The organism is Micromonospora sp. NPDC050397 (assembly GCF_044901685.1).
Lineage (GTDB): Bacteria > Actinomycetota > Actinomycetes > Mycobacteriales > Micromonosporaceae > Micromonospora_G.
In genome coordinates this window covers 768,934-789,637 of sequence record NZ_JBJDPS010000003.1, presented here as the reverse complement: position 1 = coordinate 789,637, position 20,704 = coordinate 768,934, and the positions used below count along the sequence as shown (strand labels likewise).

General features: G+C 70.3%; 21 protein-coding genes. All 21 read left to right on the top strand.

Translation table 11 applies throughout. The annotated features are described in order from the left end of the window. Window positions 1-246 precede the first annotated feature (246 nt). The 21 genes from paaA to nuoK all read left to right on the top strand — a co-directional run bounded on the left by paaA (window position 247) and on the right by nuoK (window position 20,699). On the top strand, window positions 247-1,329 hold the full coding sequence (paaA, locus tag ACI2K4_RS14520) for a 1,2-phenylacetyl-CoA epoxidase subunit PaaA (RefSeq protein WP_404511317.1): 1,083 nt from the start codon (window positions 247-249) through the stop codon (window positions 1,327-1,329). 14 nt (window positions 1,330-1,343) lie between these two features. Next, window positions 1,344-1,649, top strand: a complete 306-nt coding sequence (paaB, locus tag ACI2K4_RS14515) for a 1,2-phenylacetyl-CoA epoxidase subunit PaaB (protein ID WP_404511315.1) — start codon at window positions 1,344-1,346, stop codon at window positions 1,647-1,649. Continuing rightward, entirely contained in the window at window positions 1,646-2,371 is a 726-nt protein-coding gene (gene paaC / locus ACI2K4_RS14510; RefSeq protein ID WP_404511313.1) for a 1,2-phenylacetyl-CoA epoxidase subunit PaaC, read from the top strand. Before paaB ends, paaC begins: the two co-directional genes overlap by 4 nt. A gap of 4 nt (window positions 2,372-2,375) precedes the next feature. Then, complete coding sequence (paaD, locus tag ACI2K4_RS14505) at window positions 2,376-2,867, top strand: 1,2-phenylacetyl-CoA epoxidase subunit PaaD (RefSeq protein ID WP_404511311.1); 492 nt, start codon at window positions 2,376-2,378, stop codon at window positions 2,865-2,867. Beyond that, entirely contained in the window at window positions 2,864-3,979 is a 1,116-nt protein-coding gene (paaE, locus tag ACI2K4_RS14500; RefSeq protein ID WP_404511309.1) for a 1,2-phenylacetyl-CoA epoxidase subunit PaaE, read from the top strand. Before paaD ends, paaE begins: the two co-directional genes overlap by 4 nt. A gap of 61 nt (window positions 3,980-4,040) precedes the next feature. Next, window positions 4,041-5,231, top strand: coding sequence for a cyclic dehypoxanthinyl futalosine synthase (gene mqnC / locus ACI2K4_RS14495; RefSeq protein ID WP_404511307.1), 1,191 nt, complete (start codon window positions 4,041-4,043; stop codon window positions 5,229-5,231). A gap of 455 nt (window positions 5,232-5,686) precedes the next feature. After that, window positions 5,687-6,868, top strand: a complete 1,182-nt coding sequence (locus ACI2K4_RS14490; protein ID WP_404511305.1) for a hypothetical protein — start codon at window positions 5,687-5,689, stop codon at window positions 6,866-6,868. Window positions 6,869-6,938: 70 nt separating this feature from the next. Beyond that, on the top strand, window positions 6,939-7,649 hold the full coding sequence (locus ACI2K4_RS14485) for a demethylmenaquinone methyltransferase (RefSeq protein ID WP_404511303.1): 711 nt from the start codon (window positions 6,939-6,941) through the stop codon (window positions 7,647-7,649). A gap of 106 nt (window positions 7,650-7,755) precedes the next feature. After that, entirely contained in the window at window positions 7,756-8,217 is a 462-nt protein-coding gene (locus ACI2K4_RS14480; RefSeq protein WP_404511301.1) for a hypothetical protein, read from the top strand. A 147-nt stretch (window positions 8,218-8,364) separates the two neighbouring features. After that, on the top strand, window positions 8,365-9,642 hold the full coding sequence (locus ACI2K4_RS14475) for a geranylgeranyl reductase family protein (protein WP_404511299.1): 1,278 nt from the start codon (window positions 8,365-8,367) through the stop codon (window positions 9,640-9,642). Between the two features lie 92 nt (window positions 9,643-9,734). Next, a complete protein-coding gene (locus ACI2K4_RS14470) occupies window positions 9,735-10,100 on the top strand; it encodes an NADH-quinone oxidoreductase subunit A (RefSeq protein WP_404511297.1) in 366 nt (121 codons plus the stop codon). A 13-nt stretch (window positions 10,101-10,113) separates the two neighbouring features. After that, window positions 10,114-10,788 carry a NuoB/complex I 20 kDa subunit family protein gene (locus ACI2K4_RS14465; protein WP_404511295.1) on the top strand — a complete coding sequence of 225 codons (675 nt, stop codon included), beginning with the start codon at window positions 10,114-10,116 and terminating at the stop codon, window positions 10,786-10,788. Window positions 10,789-10,823: 35 nt separating this feature from the next. Next, window positions 10,824-11,519, top strand: coding sequence for an NADH-quinone oxidoreductase subunit C (locus ACI2K4_RS14460; RefSeq protein WP_404511833.1), 696 nt, complete (start codon window positions 10,824-10,826; stop codon window positions 11,517-11,519). Beyond that, the gene (locus ACI2K4_RS14455; protein WP_404511293.1) at window positions 11,519-12,844 is read left to right on the top strand and encodes an NADH-quinone oxidoreductase subunit D; all 1,326 of its coding nucleotides are present in this window, start codon (window positions 11,519-11,521) and stop codon (window positions 12,842-12,844) included. The genes ACI2K4_RS14460 and ACI2K4_RS14455 overlap by 1 nt, the downstream gene beginning before the upstream one ends. Next, complete coding sequence (nuoE, locus tag ACI2K4_RS14450; protein ID WP_404511831.1) at window positions 12,841-13,833, top strand: NADH-quinone oxidoreductase subunit NuoE; 993 nt, start codon at window positions 12,841-12,843, stop codon at window positions 13,831-13,833. Before ACI2K4_RS14455 ends, nuoE begins: the two co-directional genes overlap by 4 nt. Then, complete coding sequence (gene nuoF, locus ACI2K4_RS14445; RefSeq protein WP_404511291.1) at window positions 13,830-15,146, top strand: NADH-quinone oxidoreductase subunit NuoF; 1,317 nt, start codon at window positions 13,830-13,832, stop codon at window positions 15,144-15,146. Before nuoE ends, nuoF begins: the two co-directional genes overlap by 4 nt. Next, window positions 15,146-17,692, top strand: coding sequence for an NADH-quinone oxidoreductase subunit G (locus tag ACI2K4_RS14440; RefSeq protein WP_404511289.1), 2,547 nt, complete (start codon window positions 15,146-15,148; stop codon window positions 17,690-17,692). Before nuoF ends, ACI2K4_RS14440 begins: the two co-directional genes overlap by 1 nt. 2 nt (window positions 17,693-17,694) lie before the next feature. Then, the gene (gene nuoH / locus ACI2K4_RS14435; RefSeq protein ID WP_404511829.1) at window positions 17,695-19,047 is read left to right on the top strand and encodes an NADH-quinone oxidoreductase subunit NuoH; all 1,353 of its coding nucleotides are present in this window, start codon (window positions 17,695-17,697) and stop codon (window positions 19,045-19,047) included. A gap of 1 nt (window position 19,048) precedes the next feature. Then, the gene (gene nuoI, locus ACI2K4_RS14430; RefSeq protein WP_404511287.1) at window positions 19,049-19,633 is read left to right on the top strand and encodes an NADH-quinone oxidoreductase subunit NuoI; all 585 of its coding nucleotides are present in this window, start codon (window positions 19,049-19,051) and stop codon (window positions 19,631-19,633) included. After that, on the top strand, window positions 19,633-20,403 hold the full coding sequence (locus ACI2K4_RS14425; protein ID WP_404511285.1) for an NADH-quinone oxidoreductase subunit J: 771 nt from the start codon (window positions 19,633-19,635) through the stop codon (window positions 20,401-20,403). The genes nuoI and ACI2K4_RS14425 overlap by 1 nt, the downstream gene beginning before the upstream one ends. Then, a complete protein-coding gene (nuoK, locus tag ACI2K4_RS14420; protein WP_121158151.1) occupies window positions 20,400-20,699 on the top strand; it encodes an NADH-quinone oxidoreductase subunit NuoK in 300 nt (99 codons plus the stop codon). Before ACI2K4_RS14425 ends, nuoK begins: the two co-directional genes overlap by 4 nt. Window positions 20,700-20,704 lie beyond the last annotated feature (5 nt).

Below are 20,704 nucleotides of genomic sequence, written 5' to 3'. Positions count from 1 at the left end.
GGAAAAAGCGTACGTGACCAGGTTCGATGCATCCGATGAGAAGCGGATGAGGTTCCTGTGAAGCAAACCGGTTTAACCGCTTATGTGGCAATACTTTTCGGCGCCGAACGTTGCCGTTCCTGGGATCATTTGTCCAACTTGGAGCAAAATGCTCCGGTATGTAAGTTCTTGGTGACCCGGCGTGTCCGAAAGGTTTTCTTGTGACACCCTCTGGCTTCCTTCAAGGGGAGCTGTAACACTGGACGGGTGTACGGCAATGACTTTCCCGACGCGTCCGGCGAGCCGGGCGACGGCTTGATCGGCCAGGTTGAGGCGGCCGAGGAGGCACTGCGCGCGGCTGCGGCGCGGGCTCGCCCCGAGCGCCGTGTCGACCTCTCCGAGGCGAGCGAAAGTGATCTGGGCGACTACTTCACCGCGGTGATCGAGGCGGACCAGAAGATCGAGCCTCGCGACTGGATGCCCGATTCATACCGGAAGACCCTGATTCGGCAGATCGCCCAGCATGCCCACTCCGAGATCATCGGGATGCAGCCGGAGGGCAACTGGATCAGTCGTGCCCCCTCGCTCAAGCGCAAGGCGATCCTGCTGGCCAAGGTCCAGGACGAGGCGGGGCACGGGCTCTACCTCTACGCCGCCGCCGAGACGCTCGGGGTGAGCCGGGACGAGCTGGTCGACATGCTGTTGGAAGGCCGCCAGAAGTACAGCTCGATCTTCAACTACCCCACCCTCACCTGGGCCGACGTCGGGGCGGTCGGCTGGTTGGTCGACGGTGCGGCGATCGTCAACCAGGTGCCGCTCTGTCGCTGCTCGTACGGTCCCTACGCCCGCGCGATGATCCGGGTCTGCAAGGAGGAGTCCTTCCACCAGCGGCAGGGGTACGAGATCCTGCACACGCTCGCCCACGGCACCCCGGGTCAGAAGGCGATGGCCCAGGACGCGGTCGACCGCTGGTGGTACCCGTCGTTGGCGATGTTCGGCCCGCCGGACACCGACTCGACCCACTCCGCCCAGTCGATGGCCTGGAAGATCAAGCGCTTCTCCAACGACGACCTCCGGCAGCGCTTCGTCGACATGTGCGTACAGCAGGCCGAACACCTCGGACTCCGGCTGCCCGACCCCGATCTGCGCTGGAACGAGGAGCGCGGGGCGCACGACTACACCCAGCCGGACTACACGGAGCTGATGCGAGTGATCAAGGGCGACGGGCCGTGCAACCGGCAGCGGATCGAGCACCGCCGCCGGGCCCACACCGACGGCGCCTGGGTACGTGAGGCCGCCACCGCGTACGCCGCCAAGCACACCACCCGCACCCTGGAGCCGGCCCAGTGAGCGAACAGAGCCCAGTGAGCGAACAGAGCCAGTCATCGAAGGGCACATCGCCGCTCTGGGAGGTGTTCGTCCGGGCCCGCCGAGGTCTGTCGCACACGCACGTCGGCAGCCTGCACGCGCCCGACGCCACGTTGGCCCTGCGCAACGCCCGGGACCTCTACACCCGGCGGCAGGAGGGCGTCTCCATCTGGGTGGTGCCGGCGGGCGCGATCACCGCCTCCAGTCCGGACGAGAAGGACGCCTTCTTCGAGCCGGCCGCCGACAAGATCTACCGCCACCCGACCTTCTACGAGGTCCCTGAAGGGGTGGCCCACCTGTGACCGTCTCCGTCGACCACCTGCTCCAACTCGGCGACGACGCCCTGGTCGCCGCCCAGCGGCTCGGCGAGTGGGCCGCCGCCGCGCCGGAGATGGAAGAGGACATCGCGCTGGCCAACATCGCGCTCGACCAGCTCGGCGCGGCCCGGCTGCTGCTGTCGTACGCGGGGGAGTGTGAGGGCGCGGGGAGGGACGAGGACGCCCTGGCGTACCTGCGGGACGACCGGCAGTTCCGCAACTGCCTGCTGGTGGAGCTGCCCAACGGTGACTTCGCGGTGACCATGGCGAAGCTGCTCTTCCTCGCCGCGTACCAGCTTCCGCTCTACACCGCGCTGACCGGGTGCGGGGACGAGCGGCTGGCCGCGATCGGGGCGAAGGCCCGCAAGGAGTCGGCGTACCACCTCGACCACGGCTCGCTCTGGACGGTGCGGCTGGGCGACGGCACCGACGAGTCGCACGCCCGGATGCAGGCGGCGGTCGACCAGGTGTGGCCGTACACGCACGAGCTCTTCGCGGCGGACCCGGCGGCGCCGGTCGACCCGGCCACGCTCCGCCCCGCCTTCCTGTCCACCGTGGACGCGGTGCTGACCGAGGCCACCCTGGTACGCCCCGCCGACGGCTGGGCGCCGACCGGAGGCCGGGCCGGGGTGCACACCGAGCACCTGTCGTACCTGCTCGCCGAGATGCAGGTGCTGCACCGTGCCCACCCCGGCGCGCGTTGGTGAGCCGATGGCGCGGTCGACGGTGAGCGCGCGGGCGGCGGTGGCGGCCGTGGTCGACCCGGAGATCCGCGTGGTCACCATCGAGGAGCTGGGCATCCTGCGGGAGGTGCGCCAGGACCCGGAGACCGGTCGGGTGGTCGTCACGATCACCCCCACCTACACCGGCTGCCCGGCGATGGACGTGATCCGGCAGGACATCCGCGCCGCGCTGGCCGCCGCCGGCCACCCCGACGCCGAGGTCGAGACCGTCTACGCCCCGGCCTGGAGCACCGACTGGGTGTCGCCGTCCGGCCGCGCCAAACTGGCCGCCGCCGGCATCGCCCCGCCCGGACCGGCGGCGCCCCGGAGCGGTCCGGTGCCGCTCCGGTTGACCGTCCGCTGTCCGCGTTGTGACTCGGTCGACACCGAACAGGTCAGCCGGTTCGGCTCGACCGCCTGCAAGGCGCTCTGGCGCTGTCGTGCCTGCCGTGAACCGTTCGACCAGATGAAGGCGTTATGAGCAGCGTGACGATCACCCGACCGGTACGCCGCCGGCCGGTCTTCCACCCGTTGCCGGTCTCCGCCGTGGACCGGCTCACCGACGACGCGGTGGCGGTCACCTTCGCGGTCCCGACCGGGCTGCGGGACGCCTTCGCGTTCCGGCCCGGCCAGCACCTCACCGTCCGCCGGGTGGACGCGGCGACCGGCGCGGAGGTGCGGCGGTCGTACTCGATCTGCTCGACCCCGACGGAGCTGGCCGGGCACGGCCGGCTCCGGGTCGGCATCCGGGAGATCCCCGGCGGCGCCTTCTCCGGTTTTGCCGGTCGCCTGCTGCGCCCCGGCGACACCGTCGAGGTGCTGCCCCCGCTGGGCCACTTCACCACGGCGTTGCGGCCGGACCGGACCCGGCACTACGGCGCGGTGGTGGCGGGCTCCGGCATCACCCCCGTGCTCGCGCTGGTCGCGACCGCCCTGGCCGTCGAACCGGCCAGCACCTTCACCCTGGTGTACGGCAACCGCAACGCCCGCAGCGTGATGTTCACCGAGGAACTCGCCGACCTGAAGGACCGCTACCCGACCCGGCTGCACCTGATCCACGTGCTGTCCCGGGAGCCGGGCGAGTCGGCGCTGCTCTCCGGTCGGGTCGACGCCGACCGGCTGGGCCGGCTGCTGGACAGCCTGGTGCCGGCCGAGCGGATCGACGAGTGGTTCCTCTGCGGCCCGTACGGTCTGGTCACCGACGCCCGGGAGGTGCTGGCCGGGCGGGGCGTGCCGGCCGGGGCCGTACACACGGAGCTGTTCCACGTCGACGAGCCGCCGGCACCACCGGTCCGGTCGACGGCGACCTCGGCCGCCGGCACCGACGTGACCATCGTGCTCGACGGGCGGTCGTCGTCGTTCCGGATGGACCGCACCGAGCGGGTGCTCGACGCCGCGCTCAGGGTCCGCGGCGAGCTGCCGTACGCGTGCAAGGGCGGGGTCTGCTCGACCTGCCGGGCGAAGGTGGTGACCGGCGAGGTGTCGATGGCCCGCAACTACGCGCTCGAACCGGACGAGGTCGCCGCCGGTTACGTGCTCACCTGCCAGTCCAGCCCGGTCTCGGACACCCTGGTGGTCGACTACGACGGCTGAGCGGTGTGGGGTCGGGCACCGTCCGGGCGCCCGACCCGGCCGGGCACGTACCCTCGAAGTCGTGACTGGGAGCCGCGAGATCGACAACATCCTGCAGCGTGGGGCCGACGGCGGGCGGATCACGCCCGAGGAGGCGCTGCTGCTCTACACCGAGGCGCCGTTCCACGCCCTCGGCGAGGCCGCCGACGCCGTACGTCGTCGCCGGTACCCGGACAACATCGTCACGTACCTGATCGACCGCAACATCAACTACACCAACGTCTGCGTCACGGCGTGCAAGTTCTGCGCGTTCTTCCGGGCGCCGAAGCACGGCGAGGGCTGGACCCACCCGACCGAGGAGATCCTGCGTCGGTGCGGCGAGGCGGTCGAGCTGGGCGCGACCCAGGTGATGTTGCAGGGCGGCCACCACCCCGACTACGGCGTCGAGTACTACGAGGAACTCTTCTCCTCGGTCAAGGCGGCGTACCCGCAGTTGGTGATCCACTCGATCGGGCCGAGTGAGATCCTGCACATGGCCAAGGTCTCCGGTGTCTCGCTCGACGAGGCGATCCGTCGGATCAAGGTGGCCGGGCTCGACTCGATCGCCGGTGCCGGTGCGGAGATGCTGCCGGACCGGCCGCGCAAGGCGATCGCTCCGTTGAAGGAGTCCGGCCAGCGGTGGCTGGAGGTGATGGAGCTCGCCCACGGCCAGGGGATCGAGTCCACCGCCACGATGATGATGGGCACCGGCGAGACCAACGCCGAGCGGATCGAGCACATGCGGATGATCCGCGACGTGCAGGACCGTACCGGCGGGTTCCGGTCGTTCATCCCGTGGACGTACCAGCCGGAGAACAACCACCTGAAGGGTCGTACCCAGGCGACCACCCTGGAGTACCTGCGGCTGATCGCGGTCGCCCGGCTCTTCTTCGAGACCGTGCCGCACCTGCAGGCGTCGTGGTTGACCACCGGCAAGGAGGCGGGTCAGCTCGCGCTGCACATGGGCGTGGACGACCTGGGCTCGATCATGCTGGAGGAGAACGTCATCTCCTCGGCCGGGGCGAGGCACCGGTCGAACCTCCAGGACCTGATCTGGATGATCCGTTCGGCGGGCCGCATCCCGGCCCAGCGGGACACTCTCTACCGGCACCTGGCCGTGCACCGTACGCCGGACGAGGACCCGCGTGACGACCGCGTGGTCTCGCACTTCTCCTCGATCGCGCTGCCCGGCGGGGGCGTCGGCAAATCGCTGCCGTTGGTCGAGGCGAAGTAGCACCGACGGTCGGGCGGCGACGGTGGCCGGACGGTTGCCCGGCGACTCCGGTCGGTCGGCCGGTCCGACCGGTCGGGGCGATCAATCGGGACATTCCTGAAACGCGGGACCGCAGGCCATAACGGATGTGTCACCGGGGTAGCGGCGGATCCGCGATGATCGCTAACGTCCGTCCTAGCTCCCGTCATCCGGGAAACTCTTCGACCACCCGTCCCAGTACGACCGCCACGGTCGTGCCGTGGCGACGTCGTACTCCATCGGCCCAGCGGGGCCGTCCACATAACGCAAGGCGCCGGGGCGGGGTGTTCTGACACCCCGCCCCGGTGTATCTCCCGACCATCGGGTGCGACACCGTCGGCACGGCGGCGGTGTGTCTCGCAGAATTTGTTGTTTCTCCAGGTGAAACGCTATCTGTCAGGCGCGTCGCGTCCGATATGTGACTACAGTACGCAGTCATGCGAACACACCTTTTCCTCGTCGGTCCAGCCTGCGCGGCTCTGCTCCTCACGACCGCGCTTGCCGTCGCCGGGCCGGTGTTCGCCGTACCCATACGTTCCGCCGTACCGTCCGCCGCCGTCGACCTCGCGGTCTCCCTCGCCGGCACCACGTTGACCAACCAGTCCCGAAGTCAGGTCGCCACCGCCACCGTCAGCAACCACGGCACGACCACCGCCCGGGGTCTGCGGCTCCGCTTCACCGGCCGGGTGGACGGCGAGGTGGTCAACCCCGGCAGCGTCAACTTCTGTCCGGCGTCGGCGACCAGCCCCGATCCCACGTCGACCACGGCTCCGTCGCTCGACGTGCCGGTCGGCGGCGAGTGCGGTCTGCCCGACCTCGCACCCGGCGAGGTTCTGCGGCTGACCAGCAGGATCGTCCGCTCCGCGCACGGCACCGGCCAGATCGGCGAGGTGACCGTACGGGTGTCGCACGCCGGGACCGACCCGGTGGCCGGGAACGACTCCGTGACCGCCGCGATCGGGTTCGCCGAGGGCGCCGGCCCCGATCTCTACGCCCGGGCCTGGGACGGGCCGGCGGACCGGACCGGGACGATCACACCGGTGCTCCCCGGTGGCAGCGGCGACGTACGTTTCGAGATCGGCAACCGGGGCGCCGAGCCGGTCAGCGGGATGGTGGTCACCGTCGGCCTGCCGGAGCACGTGACGTTCGCGGGCGACAGCGCCGGCTGCGCGTACGACGAAGGCCGGCGCAACGCCACCTGTACCTATCCCGAACTCTCGCTGGTCACGGTGGCGGCGGACCGGCACGCGGACGACACGAGTTACTCGGCGTTCCGGTTCCGGCACCCGGTGCGGATCTCCGGGTCGGCTCCCGCGCCGGCCCGGCTGGCCGGCGGCCGGGTCGAGGTCGAGCCGCTGCTCGCCGGTCAACTGCCGCCCACGTCGGCGCTGCCGGACGGGGTCAGCGGGCTGCACGCGACCGACACCGCCGGGGTCGACGGGAGCGACCGGTTCACCGTGTCGACCGTGACCCGGGCCGGGGCGGCGGCCGGTCTGCCGTCGACCGGTGCGCCGACCGGGATGCTCGGCGGGCTCGGACTCGGCGCGCTCCTCGCCGGGAGCGCCCTGGTGCTGGTGGCCCGCCAGCGCCGCCTGGTGCCGGTGGTACCGGCCGTCTGACCACCGGGCGGCCGTCGGGTCGTCGGCCCCGCTCCGGGCCGGGGCACGGCGGCTGGCAGAGTGGTACGGCGTGACCGGTAACCGACACGGACAGCGCGCCAGCCTGGACAAGCAGCCGCACGAGGTGGCGGCGATGTTCGACGGCGTCGCGTCCCGGTACGACCTGACGAACACGATCGTCTCCTTCGGCCAGGACAAGGGGTGGCGCCGGGCGACCCGGGCCGCGCTCGGACTGCGCCCCGGTGAACGGGTCCTCGACGTGGGCGCCGGCACCGGCGTCTCCACCGAGGAACTGGCCCACTCCGGTGCGTACGCGGTCGGCCTGGACCTCTCGATCGGGATGCTCCGGGCCGGGCGGCGCAGCCGGCCACGGGTGCCGCTGCTCGCCGGTGACGCGCTGCGGCTGCCGTTCCCGGACGCCTCCTTCGACGCGGTGACCATCTCGTTGGCGTTGCGCAACGTGGTCGACAGCGGGGCGGCACTGCGCGAGATGGCCCGGGTGACCCGGCCCGGCGGACGGCTGGTGGTCTGCGAGTTCAGCACCCCGACCAACCCGGTCTTCCGTACCGTCTACCTGTCGTACCTGATGCGGTCGCTGCCGGTGGTGGCCCGGTCGGTGTCGAGCAACCCGGACGCGTACGTCTATCTCGCCGAGTCGATCCGGGCCTGGCCGGACCAGGCCGGGCTGGCCGAGCGGATTGCCGCCTCGGGCTGGGGCTCGGTCGGCTGGCGCAACCTGACCGGCGGCATCGTGGCCCTGCACCGGGCGGTACGCGAGTAACCCGCTACTCATCGTCACTCCGGCCGAACCCCACCGAGCCACGCCCGAGCCGGCAAGATTCCGCTATTTGTCCTATTCGTACGTTCTGTGGCAGTAGGCTGCCCGCATGGCGGGGGCATATCGGCAGCCGGACGGCGACGACTGGTCGGCGGCGGCGGAGCGTGGCGCGCCGGCCGACACCGACGCGGCCGAGTTGATCGAGCAGATCCGGCAGTTGGCCGCGGATGCCGACCCGGCCGGCGTACGGCAGGTGGTCGCCGAGGTGCTCTCCGCGCTCGACCGGGCGGCCGGGGGTGCGCTGCGCGAGCAGTTGCCGGACGGGCTGCCCCGGGCGGACGGTCCCGGTGAGCCGCCGGCCGGGTACGCCGAGCCGCCGGTCGACCTGCCGGCCGGGTACGACAACGCCCCGGTCGACCTGCCGAGGGGTGGCGAGTATCCGGAGCTGGGCGACGCGGCCGACTCGGACGGGCCACCGGCCAACCGCCTGACCGGGCAGGATGAGCCTCCGGTGGCACTGTCCGATCTGGAGGCCGCCGGGTCGGAGGAGCGCCCCACCGGATCGAGCTGATCCGACCGACGCGCCGCCGAGCCGCGCTCACCGCGCCCACCTCGGTAACTTAGGTTCACCTAACCCGGTGGCTACCTCGTGACGGTCTTAGACTCCTCACCGGATTAGCTTGTGAAGCATTTCACGAGCACTCGGGAGGAGGCGCTGATGGCCACGGTCGAACACGACGCGGACGTCATCGTCGTCGGTGCCGGCCCCGGCGGCTCCACCACCGCCTACCATCTGGCCCGCCACGGAGTGCGTGTCCTCCTGCTGGAGAAGACCGAGTTCCCGCGCGAGAAGGTGTGCGGCGACGGCCTCACGCCACGCGCGGTCAAGCAGCTCGTCAAGCTCGGCGTCGACACCTCGCCGGAGGCCGGTTGGCTGCACAACCGGGGCCTGCGGGTGATCGGTGGCGGGATGCGGCTGGAGCTCGACTGGCCGGAGCTGGCCAGCTTCCCCAACTACGGACTGGTCCGGACCCGACTCGACTTCGACGACCTCCTCGCCAAGCAGGCGGTGAGTGCCGGCGCGGAGCTGCGCACCGGGGTCAACGTGGTCGGACCGGTGCTCGACGACACCGGGCGCGCGGTCGGGGTCAGGGCCGAGGTCGGCCCGGGCAAGGAGCCGGCGAGCTTCCGGGCTCCCCTGATCGTCGCCGGTGACGGCGTCTCCGGCCGGCTCCCGCTCGCCCTCGGCCTGGCCAAGCGGGAGGACCGGCCGATCGGCGTGGCGGTCCGCCGCTACTACCGGTCCCCGGCCAAGACCGACGACAACTACCTCGAGTCGTGGCTGGAACTGCGCAGCCGCGACTCCGGCGACAAGCTGCTCCCCGGCTACGGCTGGATCTTCGGCATGGGCGACGGCCGGGTCAACGTCGGCCTCGGCGTGCTCAACTCCTCCTCCGCGTTCGGCAAGACCAACTACCGGCGGATGCTCACCGACTGGCTGGCCAACACGCCGCCGGAGTGGGGCATGACCGACGAGACCAACGCGGAGGGCCCGATCCTCGGCGCCGCGCTGCCGATGGGCTTCAACCGGGTGCCGCACTACACCCGGGGCGTGCTGCTGGTCGGCGACTCCGGGGGCATGGTCAACCCGTTCAACGGCGAGGGCATCGCGTACGCGATGGAGTCCGGCGAGCTGGCCGCCGAGGTGATCGTGCAGGCGCTGGCCCGGGCCGAGGGAGTCGACCGGGAGCGGGCGCTGGCCGGCTACCCGGCCGAGCTGAAGGCTCGCTACGGCGGTTACTACCGCCTCGGCGGGATCTTCGTGAAGCTCATCGGCAATCCGCAGATCATGCGGATCGCCACCAAGCACGGCATGCCGCATCCGACCCTGATGCGGTTCGTACTGAAGCTGCTGGCCAACCTGACCGACCCCCGTGGTGGGGACGCGATGGACCGGGTGATCAACGCGATGACCAAGGTGGCACCAGCGGTGTGAGCAGCGGCCCCCGGGCGAAGGCGCCCGGTCGACCGTGAATAGTGTGAATTTTGTCAGCCACCGAGGGCAGGGAAGGACGAGCAGGAGAAGAGATGTCGCTCTCGCCTTACGTACCCATTATCGGGCTCCTCGCCCTCGCCGCGGCGTTCGCGCTGTTCTCCGTCGGCGCCGCGCGGTTCGCCGGTCCGCTGCGTTACAACAAGGCCAAGCTCGAGGCGTACGAGTGCGGCATCGAGCCGAGCCCCCAACCGCCGGGCGGTGGTCGGTTCCCGATCAAGTTCTACCTGACCGCCATGCTCTTCATCATCTTCGACATCGAGATCATCTTCCTGTACCCGTGGGCGGTCTCGTTCGATCTGCTGCCGATCTTCGGTTTCGTGGAGATGGTGCTGTTCATCGTCGCGGTCTTCGTCGCGTACGCCTATGTCTGGCGGCGCGGCGGCCTGGACTGGGACTGAGGGAGGACGTCAGATGGGTATCGAGGAGAAGCTCCCGGCCGGTGTCCTGCTCACCTCGGTGGAGAAGCTGGTCAACTGGTCCCGCAAGTCGTCCGTCTGGGGCGCGACCTTCGGCCTGGCCTGCTGTGCCATCGAGATGATGGCCGCCGGTGGCCCGCACTACGACATGGGCCGATGGGGCATGGAGGTCTTCCGGGCCTCGCCCCGTCAGGCCGACCTGATGATCGTCGCCGGCCGGGTGAGTCAGAAGATGGCTCCGGTGCTGCGCCAGATCTACGACCAGATGGCCGAGCCCCGGTGGGTGCTCTCGATGGGCGTCTGCGCCAGCAGCGGCGGCATGTTCAACAACTACGCCATCGTCCAGGGCGTCGACCACATCGTGCCGGTCGACATGTACCTGCCCGGCTGCCCGCCCCGGCCGGAGATGCTGATCGACGCGATCCTCAAGCTCCGCGAAAAGATCATGCACGAGCCGCTCGGCCCGAACGGGCGCAAGATGCTCGAGGCCCGGCAGGCCCGCGGTGACGTGCCGGTGGTGCCGTACGGATCGATGCCCTCATCGTACCGGTCGGACAAGGCTCGGCGGGCGGAGTGGACTCAGGCGGTGCGCGAGGGCCGCGAGGAACAGCTCCGGATCGAGAACTGGATGAACGCACAGAACCACATCGGCGGGGGTGTCAAGCCGTGACCACGCCCAGTGACAAGCCCGGCGGCGGCGTACCGATGAACGCGCCGCCGGTCGGCGCGACCAGCGGCGCCCCGGCCGAACACCCGCCGGCCAGCCCGGCCGGGCGCGGCATGTTCGGCATCCAGGGCTCGGGTGACACCTCCGGCTTCGGCGGGCTGGTTCGCCGCCGGGTCGGCCTGGTCGACAGCCCGAGGCCGTACGGCGGCTACTTCGACGAGGTCCGGGACGCGCTGGAGGAGGCGTACCCCGCCTTCGCCGACGCGATCGAGAAGATCGTCGTCGACCGGGGCGAGTTGACCCTGCACGTACGCCCCGAGCGGATCGCCGAGGTCTGCCAGGTGCTCCGGGACGACCGGGCGCTCCGGTTCGAGCTCTGCTCCTCGGTCTCGGGGGTCGACTACCTGGGCAGCGACGACCGCCGGCTGCACGTGATCTACGAGCTGACCTCGATGACCTACCGGCGGCGGATCCGGCTGGAGGCCGCCGTGACGGCCGAGGAGCCGAACCTGCCGAGCGTCACCGCGATCTACCCGACCGCCGACTGGCAGGAGCGGGAGACGTACGACATGTTCGGCATCGTCTTCGACGGCCATCCCGGCCTGACCCGGATCCTGATGCCGGACGACTGGGAGGGTCACCCGCAGCGCAAGGACTACCCGCTCGGTGGCGTGCCGGTCGAGTACAAGGGCGCGGAGATCCCACCGCCGGACAAGCGGAGGAGTTACCAGTAATGACCACTCCTGGATACGCGGCCGAACGCGAGACGACCGAGGGCCGGGTCTTCACCGTCACCGGTGGCGACTGGGACACCGTCGTCGCCGGCCACGACCCGATCGCCGACGAGCGGATCGTGGTCAACATGGGTCCGCAGCACCCCTCCACCCACGGGGTGCTGCGCCTGATCCTCGAACTCGAGGGCGAGACGGTCCGCGAGGCCCGCAGCGTCGTCGGCTACCTGCACACCGGCATCGAGAAGAACCTCGAATACCGCAACTGGGTGCAGGGCTCGACGTTCGTGACCCGGATGGACTACCTGGCTCCGATCTTCAACGAGACGGCGTACAGCCTGGCCGTGGAGAAGCTGCTCGGCATCACCGACGAGGTCACCGAGCGGGCGACCACGATCCGGGTGCTGATGATGGAGCTGAACCGGGTCGCGTCGCACCTGGTCTGGCTCGCCACCACCGGCATGGAGCTCGGCGCGATCTCGATCATGCTGTACGGCTTCCGCGAGCGTGAGTACATCCTCGACATCTTCGAGATGATCACCGGTCTGCGGATGAACATGGCGTACGTCCGCCCCGGCGGCGTCGCGCAGGACGTACCGGACGCGGCGATCGTCAAGATCCGCGAGTTCCTGGCGATGATGCCGAAGCGGCTCAAGGAGTACGAGGACCTCCTCTCCGGGCAGCCGATCTGGATCGAGCGGACCAAGAACGTGGCCGTGCTCGACGTGACCGGTTGTGTCGCGCTCGGCATCACCGGTCCGGTGCTCCGTTCCGCCGGGCTCCCCTGGGACCTGCGCAAGACGATGCCGTACTGCGGCTACGAGACGTACGAGTTCGACGTGCCGACCTCGGAGGACGCCGACGTGTGGGGCCGCTACCAGGTCCGGCTCGGTGAGATCCGCGAGTCGCTCAAGCTGATCGAGCAGGCGCTCGACCGGCTCCGGCCCGGCCCGATCATGGTCGCCGACAAGAAGATCGCCTGGCCGGCGCAGCTCGCCATCGGCGTCGACGGCATGGGCAACTCCCTCGAACACGTCGCGAAGATCATGGGTCAGTCGATGGAGTCGCTGATCCACCACTTCAAGCTCGTCACCGAGGGCTTCCGGGTGCCGCCGGGCCAGGTCTACGTCGCGATCGAGGCGCCCCGGGGCGAACTCGGCGTGCACGCCGTCTCGGACGGGGGCACCCGGCCCTACCGGGTGCACTACCGCGAGCCGAGCTTCGTCAACCTCCAGGCCATCCCGGCGATGGCCGAGGGTGGTCTGATCGCGGACGTGATCGCGGGCGGTGCCTCTCTGGATCCGGTGATGGGTGGGTGTGATCGCTGATGGGCTTCAGTGAAGAGACGTACGGGCGGGCGCGGGAGATCGTCGCGCGCTACCCGGCCGACCGGTCCCGCTCGGCCCTGCTGCCGCTGCTGCACCTGGTCCAGTCCGAGGAGGGTTACGTCTCCCCGGCCGGCGTGTCGTTCTGTGCCGAGGTCCTCGGGCTGAACAAGGCGCAGGTCGGCGCGGTCGCGACCTTCTACACCATGTACAAGCGCCGGCCGACCGGCGACTGGCTGGTCAGCGTCTGCACCAACACGATGTGCAACGTGCTCGGCGGCCAGCAGGTCTACGACGCCCTCTCCGAGCACCTCGGGGTCGGGCACGACGAGACCACCGCCGACGGCAGCATCACGCTGGAGCACGCCGAGTGCCTGGCCGCGTGCGACTACGGCCCGGTGATGACGGTCAACTACGACTTCTTCGACCAGGTCGACCCGGACGGCGCGGTCGGTGTGGTCAACGAGCTGCGGGCCGGCAACCGGCCGACGCCGAGCCGGGGCGCCCGGCTCTGCACGCTCAAGGAGATGTCGCTGCAACTCGCCGGCTTCTCCGACGAGCGCGAGGGCGCGGTGGCCGACGGCGTGGCCGGCGAGCCCACGCTGCGCGGGCTGCGCCTGGCCGAGCAGCACGGCATCTCGGTGAAGGGCTTCGACCCGAACACCCCGATCAAGCGCAAGCAGGACGCCGCACCGGCACCGGCCACCACCCGGCCGGCCGCCGCGACCGGCACCACCGCGCCGGACGTTCCGGCGCCGGACCAGAAGTCGCCGCAGTTGCGTACCGCGGAGACCCGCGCGCCGGACGCGAAGACGCCGGCACCGGACGCGCCGGGGGTAGCCACCCCGGTCGACGGCGAACCGCCGGCACCGGCGGACGCACAGGCCGCCGCCGCCGCAGGCACCGCCACCAACCCGCCCGCCAGTGATGGCAAGCCGGCCGGTGACGACGCGCAGCAGCAGCAGCGTTCGTTGAAGGAGGCTCAAGAATGAGTACGCCTCGGCCGGAGACGCTGGCAAAGCTGACCCCGGTGCTGACCAAGCGCTGGCTCTCCCCGGACGCCTGGAAACTCGACGTCTACCAGCGGCTCGACGGTTACGCCGCGCTGCGCAAGGCGATCGCCGCCCACCCGGACGACCTGATCCAACTGATCAAGGACTCCGGGCTGCGCGGTCGTGGCGGCGCGGGCTTCCCGACCGGGCTCAAGTGGGGCTTCATCCCACAGGGCGACGGCAAGCCGCACTACCTGGTGGTCAACGCCGACGAGGGCGAGCCGGGCACCTGCAAGGACCTGCCGCTGATGACCCACGACCCGCACTCGCTGGTCGAGGGCGTGATCATCGCGTCGTACGCGATCCGGGCCAGCCGCGCCTACATCTACATCCGGGGCGAGGCGGTGCACGCCGCCCGGCGGCTGCGGCACGCGGTCGACGAGGCGTACCGGGCCGGTTACCTCGGCAAGAACATCCTCGGCTCCGGTTTCGACCTGGACCTGGTGGTGCACAGCGGCGCCGGGGCGTACATCTGCGGCGAGGAGACCGCGCTGCTCGACTCGTTGGAGGGCTTCCGGGGCCAGCCCCGGCTGCGCCCGCCGTTCCCGGCGACGCACGGCCTCTACGCCGCGCCGACCGTGGTCAACAACGTCGGCACCATCGCCAGCGTGCCGTACATCGTGCTCGGCGGGGCCGACTGGTGGAAGAGCATGGGTACGGAGAAGTCCTCCGGGCCGATGATCTACTCGCTCTCCGGTCGGGTGAACAACCCGGGGCAGTTCGAGGCCGGTCTCGGCATCACCCTGCGCGAGCTGATCGAGCTGGCCGGTGGCATGCAGCCCGGACACAACCTGCGGTTCTGGACCCCGGGCGGCTCGTCGACCCCGCTGCTCACCGCCGACCACCTGGACGTACCGCTCGACTTCGAGGGGGTGGCGGCGGCCGGCTCGATCCTCGGCACCACCGCGACCCAGATCTTCTCCGACCAGGACTGCCCGGTCTACGCGACCTACCGGTGGCTGGAGTTCTACCACCACGAGTCGTGCGGCAAGTGCACCCCGTGCCGGGAGGGCAACTACTGGATGGTCCGGGTCTACCGCCGGATCCTCTCCGGACAGGGCACCCAGGAGGACCTGGACACCCTGCTCGACACCTGTGACAACATCCTCGGCCGCTCGTTCTGCGGTCTGGGCGACGGCGCGACCAGCCCGGTGACCTCGTCCCTGCAGTACTTCAAGCAGGACTACCTCGACTACATCGAGGGGCGCACCGCGCCGAAGCTGTCGGACAAGCAGTTGGTAGGTGCGCACTAATGACCGATCTGAAGGCCGTCAACCCGGCCGGCGCCGCCGCGCCGGTGGAGACCGTCACCCTCACCATCGACGGCATCGAGGTGACCGCGCCCAAGGGCACGCTGCTCATCCGGGCCGCCGAGAAGCTCGGCATCGAGATCCCCCGGTTCTGCGACCACCCGCTGCTCGCCCCGGCCGGGGCCTGCCGGCAGTGTCTGGTCGACGTGGAGGGCCAGCGCAAGCCGGTCGCCTCCTGCACCCAGACGGTCGCCGAGGGCATGGTGGTGAAGACGCAGCTCACCTCCCCGGTCGCCAAGAAGGCGCAGGAGGGGGTGATGGAGCTGCTCCTGCTCAACCACCCGCTCGACTGCCCGATGTGCGACAAGGGCGGCGAGTGCCCACTCCAGAACCAGGCGATGTCCACCGGCCGCCCCGAGTCGCGTTTCCACGAACAGAAGCGCGAGTACGAGAAGCCGATCAACATCTCCTCCCAGGTCCTGCTCGACCGCGAGCGGTGCGTGCTCTGCCAGCGCTGCACCCGGTTCTCCGAGGAGATCGCCGGGGACAAGTTCATCGACCTGATGGACCGCTCCTCGGGTGAGCAGATCAACGTCTACCGGGACGAGGTCTACGGTGGCGAGGGCGACGGCACCGGCCGGGACGCCGGTGGCGCCGGAGACGTCCCGTTCAACTCGTACTTCTCCGGCAACACGGTGCAGATCTGCCCGGTCGGCGCCCTCACCGGCGCCCAGTACCGGTTCCGGGCCCGCCCGTTCGACCTGGTCTCCACCCCGAGCGTCTGCGAGCACTGCTCGGCCGGCTGCGCCCAGCGCACCGACCACCGCCGGGGCAAGGTGCAGCGCCGGCTGGCCGGCGACGACGCCGCGGTGAACGAGGAGTGGAACTGCGACAAGGGCCGCTGGGGCTTCCGCTACAGCACCGCCAACGAGCGGCTCACCAACCCGCTGATCCGCGACGCCAAGACCGGTGAGCTGCGCGAGGCTTCCTGGAGCGAGGCGTTCGCCTTCGCCGCCGAGGGGCTGCGTCGGACCCGGGACGGCGCGTACGGCATCGGCGTGCTGACCGGTGGCCGGCTCACCGTCGAGGACGCGTACGCGTACGCGAAGTTCGCCCGGGTCGCGCTGAACACCAACGACATCGACTTCCGGGCCCGCCCGGTGGCCGCCGAGGAGACCCAGTTCCTGGCGAGCGACGTGGCCGGCGTGACCGACGTGACCTACGCCGACATCGAGCAGGCCCCCGCGGTGGTGCTCGCCGGGCTGGAGCCGGAGGAGGAGTGCCCGATCCTCTTCCTGCGTCTGCGCAAGGCGTACCAGAAGAAGGGCCTCAGGGTCTACGCGCTGGCCCCGTTCGCCAGCCGGGGGCTGGAGAAGCTCGGCGCCAAGCTCGCCCGGGTCGTCCCGGGTGAGGAGGCGCGGGTGCTGGCCGAGCACGACACGGTCGCCGAGGCGCTGAGCACGCCGGGCGCGATCCTCTTTGTCGGCGAGCGGCTCGCCACCGTACCGGGTGGGCTCTCGGCCGCCGCGGCGATCGCCGAACGTACCGGTGCCAAGCTGGCCTGGGTGCCTCGGCGAGCGGGCGACCGGGGTGCGGTCGACGCGGGCTGCCTGCCCAACCTGCTGCCGGGCGGACGCCCGGTGAGTGACCCGGGCGCGCGGGCCGAGCTGGCCGGTGCCTGGGACGTGGCGGCCGGGGTGATCCCGAGCCAGCCCGGGCGGGACACCGACCAGATCATCAAGGCGGTGGCCGAGGACAAGATCGGCGCGCTGGTGGTGGCCGGGGTCGACCCGTCCGACCTGTCCGACCCGCGACTGGCCGAGGAGGCGCTGGAGAAGGTCCAGTTCCTGATCAGCCTTGAGATCAAGGGCGGCGCGGTCACCCGCCGGGCCGACGTGGTCTTCCCGGTCGCACCGGTGGTGGAGAAGGCCGGCAGCTTCCTCGACTGGGAGGGCCGGCTGCGCACCTTCGAGGCCGTGCTCAACACGACCGCGATGACCGACGCCCGGGTGCTCGACGCGCTCGCCGCGCAGCTCGGTGTCCAACTCGGTACGGCCGACGTGAACGCCATCCGCCGCGAACTCGGCGGCCTGCCGGTGACCCGGGCGACCCGCCCGGCCAGCCCGGCGGTCGAACCGGCCGAGGTTGCCACCACCGGCTCGGCCGAGGCGGTGCTCTCGACCTGGCACCACCTGATCGACCTGGGCAGCCTGACCGAGGGCGACGAGCAGCTCGGCGGCACCGCCCGCCCGTCGGTGGTCCGGCTGGGCAAGGCGGCGGCGGACGCGCTCGGCGTCGGCGACGGTGACGCGGTCACGGTCGGCACCGACCGGGGTGCGCTCACCCTGCCGCTGGAGATCACCGACATGCCCGACGGTGTGGTCTGGCTGCCGACCAACTCGCCCGGCTCGACGGTCCGGCGCAGCCTCGGCGCCACCTCGGGCGCGATCGTCCGGCTCTCCGCCGGTGCGTCCCACCTGGTCGCCGCGGACGCGGCCGACCGGCCCGGCCCGCTGCTCAACACGGCAGCAGGAGGTGGTACCCGATGACGATTGACTACCTGGCCCAGGATCCGACCCTCGCCGACTTCGGCAAGGACACCTGGTGGCTGGTGCTACTCAAAATCGTCTTTGCGTTTGTCTTCGCGGTGCTGGCCACCCTGCTCGGCGTCTGGTTCGAGCGGCGCGTGGTCGGTCGGATGCAGGTCCGGCCCGGCCCGAACCAGGTCGGCCCGTTCGGTCTGCTGCAGACCCTCGCCGACGGCCTCAAGATGGCCTTCAAGGAGGACATCCTGCCGAGGGCCGCGGACAAGGTGGTCTTCTTCTTCGCGCCGACCATCTCGGTGATCAGCGCGGTGACGGCACTCTCGGTCGTCCCGTTCGGTCCGATGGTGAGCATCTTCGGTGAGCGGACGCCACTACAGGTCACCGACGTGCCGGTGGCGGTGCTGGTGATCCTGGCCTGCTCCTCGATGGGCGTCTACGGCATCGTGCTCGGCGGCTGGGCCTCCGGTTCGACGTACCCGCTCCTCGGCGGGCTGCGGTCGAGCGCCCAGATGATCTCGTACGAGGTCGCGATGGGGCTCTCCATCGTCGCCGTCTTCATGACCGCCGGCACCATGTCGACCAGCGGGATCGTCGCCGCACAGTCCGGCAACTCGTCGGTGAGCTGGGACATCTTCGGCTGGCACCCGACCGCGCCGGCCTGGTACGCGATCCTGCTGCTGCCGAGCTTCATCATCTTCTTCATCGCCATCGTGGGCGAGACCAACCGGGCGCCGTTCGACCTGCCCGAGGCCGAGTCCGAGCTGGTCGCCGGCTTCATGACCGAGTACAGCTCGCTGAAGTTCGCGCTCTTCATGCTCTCCGAGTACGTCGCCATGGTCACCATGTCGGCGGTCACCGTCACCCTCTTCCTGGGCGGCTGGCGGGCCCCCTGGCCGATCACCTTCTGGGAGGGGGCGAACTCCGGCTGGTGGCCGCTGCTCTGGTTCCTCGGCAAGGTGATCCTGCTGGTCTTCGTCTTCGTCTGGCTCCGTGGCACGCTGCCCCGGCTCCGGTACGACCAGTTCATGCGGTTCGGCTGGAAGGTCCTGCTGCCGATCAACCTGGTCTGGATCCTGGCGCTCTCCGGCATCCGCTCGATCGACGGCTGGCGTGCCACCGACCGCTGGATCGTCATCGGCATCGTGGTCGCGGTCCTGCTGCTGATCGTGCTCTTCTGGCCCAACCGCAAGCCGGAGCCGACCGAGACCCTGCAACAGCAGGTGCGCTCGCGCCCGACCGGCAGCTTCCCGCTGCCCCCCATGGACCTGGTGGTCCCGCCGAGTCCGCGGCTCAAGCGCGCGGTCGCCGAGCGGGAGCAGGCAGTCATCACCGCTGGCGCGGACGAGAAGGAGGTGTGACGTGGGCATCTCGGGGACCTTCAAGGGTTTCGGGGTCACCTTCTCGCACATGTTCAAGAAGGTGGTCACCACCGACTACCCGTTCAAGCCGCCGACCCCGGCGCCGCGCTACCACGGCCGGCACATCCTCAACCGTCACCCGGACGGGCTGGAGAAGTGCATCGGCTGCGAGCTGTGCGCCTGGGCCTGCCCGGCCGACGCGATCTACGTCGAGGGCGGCGACAACACCGACGAGCAGCGCTTCTCGCCGGGTGAGCGGTACGCCAGCACGTACCAGATCAACTACGCCCGCTGCATCTTCTGCGGGCTCTGCATCGAGGCCTGCCCGACCCGTTCGCTGACCATGAGCAACGAGTACGAGCTGGCCCGCGACTCCCGGCAGGACCTGATCTTCACCAAGGAGCAGCTCCTCGCGCCGCTGCTGCCCGGGATGGAGCAGCCGCCGCACCCGATGCGGCTCGGGGACACCGAGAAGGACTACTACGTCGGCGCGCTGACCAATCCGGGGACCTCGGCCGGTGCCGAGCGGGCGCCCTGGTCGGAGACCGGCACGGCGGACGCCGCCGGCTCGACTGGAGACAAGTGATGACGACGCAGACGGTGCTCGCCGCAGCCGGCGACGTCTCCACCGGCGAGGCGGTGACCTTCTGGATCCTCGCCCCGCTCGCCCTGATCGGCGCGCTCGGCATGGTCGCCGCCCGCAACGCGGTGCACTCCGCGCTCTGGCTGGTGCTGACCATGCTCTGCCTGGGCGTGTTCTACGTGCTCCAGGCGGGGCCGTTCATCGGCATGGTGCAGATCATCGTCTACACCGGCGCGATCATGATGCTCTTCCTGTTCGTGCTCATGCTGGTCGGCCGGGACGCCTCGGACTCCCTGATCGAGACCCTGCGCGGTCAGCGGGTCGCCGCGATCGCCCTCGGCCTCGGCTTCGCCGCGCTGGTGGCGAGCGGGGTCTACCGGGCGGTCGAGGGCACCACGGCGGTGGGGCTGGAGGAGGCGAACCGGGACGGCAACGTCCAGGGCATCGCGTCGCTCCTCTTCACCAAGTACGTCTTCGCCTTCGAGATCACCTCGGCGCTGCTGATCACGGCGGCGGTCGGCGCGATGGTGCTGGCCCACGTGGAGCGGCGCAAGGAGGACCGGATGGACCAGATCGCGACGATGAAGGCGCGCTTCGCGCCGGGCAACTACCCCGGACCGAAGCCCGGCCCGGGTGTCTTCGCCACGTCGAGTTCCGTCGCCACCCCCGGTCGGCTCCCGGACGGTTCGCTCAGTGAGCGGAGCGTGCCGGAGATCCTGCCGACCCGGGAGATGACCGAGTCGGAGACCGCGCTGAAGGGGACCGAGAAATGAGACCCGAGTACTACCTCGTCCTCGCCTCGGTGCTGTTCACCATCGGCGCGGTCGGGGTTCTCGTCCGGCGCAACGCGATCGTGCTGTTCATGTGCGTCGAGCTGATGCTCAACGCGGCCAACCTGGCACTGGTCACCTTCAGTCGGATCAACGGCGACCTCAACGGCCAGATCATGGCGTTCTTCGTGATGGTGGTCGCCGCGGCCGAGGTCGTGGTCGGACTCGCGATCATCATGTCGATCTTCCGGACTCGACGCTCCGCGAGCGTCGACGACGCCAACCTGCTGAAGTACTAAAGGGG

Excerpts from the sequence above, each read along its gene's own strand:
- ACI2K4_RS14470 (WP_404511297.1), top strand. The coding sequence starts at position 9,735 with ATGTCGCTCTCGCCTTACGTACCCATTATCGGGCTCCTCGCCCTCGCC.
- ACI2K4_RS14480 (WP_404511301.1), top strand. The coding sequence starts at position 7,756 with ATGGCGGGGGCATATCGGCAGCCGGACGGCGACGACTGGTCGGCGGCG.
- ACI2K4_RS14490 (WP_404511305.1), top strand. The coding sequence starts at position 5,687 with ATGCGAACACACCTTTTCCTCGTCGGTCCAGCCTGCGCGGCTCTGCTC.
- nuoF (WP_404511291.1), top strand. The coding sequence starts at position 13,830 with ATGAGTACGCCTCGGCCGGAGACGCTGGCAAAGCTGACCCCGGTGCTG.
- ACI2K4_RS14475 (WP_404511299.1), top strand. The coding sequence starts at position 8,365 with ATGGCCACGGTCGAACACGACGCGGACGTCATCGTCGTCGGTGCCGGC.
- ACI2K4_RS14440 (WP_404511289.1), top strand. The coding sequence starts at position 15,146 with ATGACCGATCTGAAGGCCGTCAACCCGGCCGGCGCCGCCGCGCCGGTG.
- ACI2K4_RS14455 (WP_404511293.1), top strand. The coding sequence starts at position 11,519 with ATGACCACTCCTGGATACGCGGCCGAACGCGAGACGACCGAGGGCCGG.
- ACI2K4_RS14465 (WP_404511295.1), top strand. The coding sequence starts at position 10,114 with ATGGGTATCGAGGAGAAGCTCCCGGCCGGTGTCCTGCTCACCTCGGTG.
- nuoK (WP_121158151.1), top strand. The coding sequence starts at position 20,400 with ATGAGACCCGAGTACTACCTCGTCCTCGCCTCGGTGCTGTTCACCATC.
- paaD (WP_404511311.1), top strand. The coding sequence starts at position 2,376 with ATGGCGCGGTCGACGGTGAGCGCGCGGGCGGCGGTGGCGGCCGTGGTC.
- paaE (WP_404511309.1), top strand. The coding sequence starts at position 2,864 with ATGAGCAGCGTGACGATCACCCGACCGGTACGCCGCCGGCCGGTCTTC.
- ACI2K4_RS14460 (WP_404511833.1), top strand. The coding sequence starts at position 10,824 with ATGAACGCGCCGCCGGTCGGCGCGACCAGCGGCGCCCCGGCCGAACAC.
- ACI2K4_RS14425 (WP_404511285.1), top strand. The coding sequence starts at position 19,633 with ATGACGACGCAGACGGTGCTCGCCGCAGCCGGCGACGTCTCCACCGGC.